5 protein-coding genes and 1 pseudogene are annotated in these 4942 nt (G+C 53.6%); 2 read left to right on the top strand and 4 right to left on the bottom strand.

Features of this window, described 5'->3' with window-relative positions; translation table 11 throughout:
* On the bottom strand, positions 1–578 hold a 578-nt coding region (locus HMPREF0178_RS04325; protein ID WP_009379392.1), incomplete at its 3' end, for a ParA family protein.
* Positions 579–964: 386 nt separating this feature from the next.
* Between HMPREF0178_RS04325 and HMPREF0178_RS23010 the strand changes: the two genes are divergently transcribed.
* Positions 965–1192, top strand: coding sequence for an antirestriction protein (locus HMPREF0178_RS23010; protein WP_369736778.1), 228 nt, complete (start codon positions 965–967; stop codon positions 1190–1192).
* Between the two features lie 61 nt (positions 1193–1253).
* Complete coding sequence (locus tag HMPREF0178_RS22790) at positions 1254–1376, top strand: hypothetical protein (RefSeq protein WP_255344656.1); 123 nt, start codon at positions 1254–1256, stop codon at positions 1374–1376.
* A 297-nt stretch (positions 1377–1673) separates the two neighbouring features.
* Here the strand turns inward: HMPREF0178_RS22790 and HMPREF0178_RS04315 are convergent, their stop codons facing one another.
* From HMPREF0178_RS04315 to HMPREF0178_RS04305, 3 genes and pseudogenes are all read right to left on the bottom strand, one after another.
* Positions 1674–2126, bottom strand: coding sequence for a hypothetical protein (locus HMPREF0178_RS04315; RefSeq protein ID WP_009379387.1), 453 nt, complete (start codon positions 2124–2126; stop codon positions 1674–1676).
* Positions 2127–2508: 382 nt separating this feature from the next.
* The gene (locus HMPREF0178_RS04310) at positions 2509–4242 is read right to left on the bottom strand and encodes a SulP family inorganic anion transporter (protein WP_009379385.1); all 1734 of its coding nucleotides are present in this window, start codon (positions 4240–4242) and stop codon (positions 2509–2511) included.
* Between the two features lie 175 nt (positions 4243–4417).
* Positions 4418–4942, bottom strand: a pseudogene (locus HMPREF0178_RS04305) (D-galactarate dehydratase); the annotation flags it as partial.

The following is a 4942-nucleotide window of genomic DNA, read 5'->3' as shown; positions in this document are numbered from 1 at the left end:
TCTTTATTGAGTGTCTTTCGGGCATCAAAAAACGTCAGGACGAGTCCGAGGATTTCCAAATCGGGATTGAGATCACGGACAAGTTCTGCCGTCTGCCTGATGAGCGCGAGTCCCGCCAGAGCGTAATATTCGACCTGTATCGGGACGAGCAACCCGTTCGCCGCATTGAGGGCGTTGACGGTCAAAAGCCCAAGAGAAGGTGGGCAGTCAATCAGCACATAGTCGTATTCGCCCGCAACAGAAGCGAGAGCCTTCTTTACCAGATTCTCCCTCCCCATTCGTCCGGCAAAGGCCAGTTCCACTTCTGCAAGCCGGATGTTGGCCGGGAGAATATCCAACCCCGCTTCCAGCGTGCTCTTCGCCTCGGCGATGGAGGCGTTTCCAGCGAGGACATCGAAAACGGTACGTTCCAGCGTTTGCGGATCAAGACCACAGGCGTCGCTCAAGTTTCCCTGAGCGTCCAAATCGAGCAGCAGCACGCGTTTTTCTGCGTTTCTGGCAAGCTGAACTCCCAGATTGTGTGCCGTCGTTGTCTTGCCCACGCCGCCTTTTTGGTTGGCTATGGCACAGATATACATGGTTTTTATTCTCCTCATAAATATGTATTTATATTATTACATATACATATAATATTGTAAATACATATTTACGTAAATATATACTAAGCAGAGCACGACCAGGGTGTCGTCACCACCTCCTTACGGTTATCGGCAACTCTCCATCCTCATCAAAAGGCAGGTTTCAACTCCAGGGAAAACTCGCAACGTCAAGGGAGGGCACAATGGAAAATCTGGAAATGGAAGCCATCACAGCGGCGAGGGTAGCCAATGAAGAGGGACTGGGTTTCTGCCCCGGCATGTGGGAATGGTGAAAATACTCGCGTTTGAATGGCGTATCGTTAACAGGATGGGAACTCTTTGAAGCGGGTACGCGGGAGGTTTCCAGAATTTCTATGATCTGAACAATGGGCGCTTTTCCATCGCCCCGGAGCTACCATCCCATGAGGCTCATGCGGCCCGGAAGCTTTTTTGATGGGGAGATGTCTCCCGATGTGGCTGGAGGTGTGGCGATCTTGTTTGTCCTTACCAGGTTCGCCGAACACAGCCCTACCTTTACAGAGAAGTACAGGCAGATCTACGAGTATATCGGATCGCACCCTGAAACGCAGAAGATCCACCCGGCCATTGATTAACAAAAAGCCCTCCACCGAGCCACCGGTAGAGGACTCGACCCGCAAATCAAAGGGGGCAGATATGCAGGATTTCGAAAACAATACGGACAAACAAGTGCGCTGCCAAATTCTATTCGTTCGTTTTGCTTGGGAAATCGAAGGCACGCAAGCATTCGTTCCGGGATATGATGCGGATCATCTGTGAAAGGTGCCCGAGCGGGAAAACGAAGGAACTATTGCTCGTCGGCTGTGTCACAAAAAATAATTGATGCTTTATTTCTTGAATTTCCAAAGAGATAACCGACTAAATGACTCAGCCATGGAGTCCGCTAACGGAAAAAACGGAGAAAAAGGTTGTATTTTCCACCATACTGTGGAGATGAACCAACCACATCCTATGACAGAACCTACAAGAAAAGGCCGAGAACATTTTTCGGCCTTTTCTTTGTTCATTACAAAGAGATTGAAGGGGATAACCGGCTTGGGATGTGTTTTTTCGGTTTTACAGCACACCGAAAACGAACTGCAACGCAAAAACGGCGAGCAGACAAATGGAAAGCAGACGGCGTTGTTGGGGGGGCGTGCCGTTCGAGCGTTCCTTCATCGCTGTGACGAACTTTTCGAGGCACAGGATGATGGAGGTGTCGATGATGGCTGAGGAATAGATGGCAATCGTATTCAGGTTCCTTATGAAAATCAGTGCTAGAACAAAGATGCCGTAAACGCCGAACAGACAGAACCACGACCAATAGGTCTTTTCGGCGCTGGTGAGCTTCTTGAAACTGTGAATGGTTATGGGAATAAGAGGAACACCTAGCAAAACAAGCAGTACGGGGATATTCCGTATGTCGACTAATGCAATCTTTTCTTGTCCGTACAGGAAAATCTGCACCAGCTGGAAACTAAATACAGCAGTAAAGATAGCCCATCCAAAAACGATAAGATGTAAAAACATAGTTCCACCCCGTACTTGAAATTTATTGAACAACAAATAGCTGTGTCATAAGAAATGATTGAGGCTTTATTCCTTGTGTTCCAAAGAGATAAACGACTAAATGCCTCACCTATGGAGTCCGCTAACGAAAAACAGGAGAAAAAGACTGTATTTTGCACCATACTGTGGAGATGAAACAATCACATTCTATGACAGAGCCTGCTCGTCTGATGTTACCGGGGGCATCCCATCGGGGGTGCCCCGCCACGGAGTTTTTCATGCTTCGCACTGTCTTTTCGGGGCTGGGTGTGCCTGTTCTGCTTCTCGGTATGGTATTTTGCCTTGGCGACGAGTGAATATGGCTTCTGGAGCTTCTTCAGTTTTTACTGCTCTCGTGATAGCTTCAGGATTTCGAAACCAGCCGTGGCAAAACTCTTTCCCCGGGAATGGTATCTTCCAAAATTTCCTCGGCGCGGAGCAACGCTTCGTCGAGTGAGGGGAAGACGTTCTCTTCGCCCACGGTGCGCAGGATACCGACCCGCTGGAGCGTCCTGTGGACAGGTTTCCGCACGGCGGCGAATAGCACGCGACAGCCTTTCCGCCGGCGCTCGAGGAATTCTTCCAATGCGTGGATACCTGTCATGTCGATGGCGGACATGTTGTGCAGATACATTATGAACACCTTGGGCGGCGTCTCCATCGCGTTCAGCGTGGACTGGAATCGGTCAGCCACACCGAAGAACAGCGGCCCGTTGATGGCAAAAATCTCCACACCGTCGGGTACATTGTTTTTGTCCGGGACAGGAATTTCGTGCCCGGATGCCTCGTCCTCGCTGGAAACGCAGGTATGGAGACCCGTTAATTCGCCCATGCGGCGCATGAACAGCAACGATGCCAGTATGACTCCAGTATATACAGCCACGGTTAGGTCAAACACCACCGTGAGCGCGAAAGTCAGGAGCATTACCGACCAGTCGGACTTAGGTCCCTGAAAAATATGGCGCACAGTGCGCAGATCGCTCATATCGTAGGCAACTATCACCAGTACGGAGGCAAGGGCTGCCAGTGGGATGAGCTCTATCAATGGCAGCAACCACATGACCACAGCCACGAGGAACAGGGAATGCACAATGGCGGAGATGGATGACATCGCGCCTGCTCGGATATTCGTCGCCGTGCGGGCGATGGCGCCCGTGGCGGCGAAACCGCCGAAGAACACGGAAGCCACATTGCCGATGCCCTGCGAAATCAGCTCCATATTCGAATTGTGCCTGTCGCCCGTCATGCTGTCCGCCACCACACAGGCCAGCAGCGACTCGATGCCCGCCAGCAGGGCGATGGTCAGCGCGTCGGGGAACAGCTCGCGGATACGCTCGAAGGTGACGCCCTGGGGCAGCGCAAAGTCGGGAAACCCCGTGGGCAGCGTACTGAAGCGGGAACCGATGGTGTCGGTCGGCAGGGAGAACAGCCAAACCAGCAGTGTGGACAGGAATACGGCCACCACAGGGGCGGGGAGCTTGGGAATCTTGCGCCGGACGATCAGGATGACCAGCAGTGTGAAGGCCGCCACCCCGAGTGTCGAGGGGCTGAAGTCCATGGCGTTTTGGGCATAGGCTCCCCATTTATCGAAAAATTCCGGCGGAGTATCGACAAGGGGCAGACCAAAGAAATCCTTTATCTGTGAGGAGAAGATCAGCAGCGCGATCCCGGTGGTGAAGCCCGTCGTCACCGGATAGGGGATATATTTGACCAGTGCCCCCAGCCGCAGGAACCCGAAGATGACGAGCAGGATGCCCGCCATCAGCGTCGTCAGGACAAGCCCCTCGTAGCCTTGCCGGGACACGATGCTGTAAATGATGACGACGAACGCGCCCGTGGGCCCGCTGACCGGGAACCGGCTCCCGCTGAAAAACGCCATGAAAAAACCGGCGACGATGGACGTATACAACCCGCGTTCCGGGGTGAGCCCCGAGGCAATGGCAAACGCGAGGGCCAACGGAATCGCCACTATGCCCACCGTGATTCCGGCCGAGAGATCCCTAGAAAACAAGTCGGGGGTGTAGCCACTGCGAATTGTTTTAAAAAGACTCGGAATCAGAGGGGTTTTGTACCGAGCCTGCGGCGCTGTACTGGACATGATGTTCCTCTGGACAAGGTTATAGGCAGTCTTATGAACCAGAAGTCATGATGCTCTTGCCGGATCGGGGTGAATGCGCGGCAGGCCCGGTAGATATGTACAGAGGCCTTCTTGGCGAATGCCTCTGTCTAGCCGCGCCTCCGCGTGCGTACATGGAGGCGCGGACATTTAGTTGTTAGGCGCTTTCGTACAGACGGGTCATAACGAACTGGTTCTGCTTCAGAGCTTCGGCGGCGGTCATACGGCCGGCGATGGTCTGGAACATCATGTCGAGCAGCTTGTCGCCAGCCTGGTCGAGATTCATTTCGCGGCGCAGGATACCGGACACGTCCACGTCCATGTGTTCGGACATGGTACGGATGGTGCGCGGGTTGGCGGACAGTTTGATAACGGGCACGATCGGGTTGCCGATGATGTTGCCCTGCCCGGTGGGGAAGAAGTGCACCACGTAGCCGGCGGCGGCCACGAGGGTGATCATTTCGGCGGCGGCGGAGGAGGAGTCCATGAACCACAGGCCGGGGCCGGTAGGCGTCACGGCCTTGTCCAGCGTACCGATGACAGGCGCCTTTGTACCGATCTTCTGGATGTTGCCGAGGGCCTTTTCTTCGATGGTGGTCAAGCCGCCTTCGATGTTCCCTTGGTCGGCTGGGAGTCGGAAAGGTCGGAGGTCTTGTGATCGTCAATACCTTGGCGTAACGGT

The organism is Bilophila sp. 4_1_30 (assembly GCF_000224655.1).
GTDB classification, from domain to species: Bacteria; Desulfobacterota; Desulfovibrionia; order Desulfovibrionales; family Desulfovibrionaceae; genus Bilophila; species Bilophila wadsworthia.
Note: the sequence above shows the minus strand (reverse complement) of the source record. Positions and strands in the feature narration are given on the sequence as shown.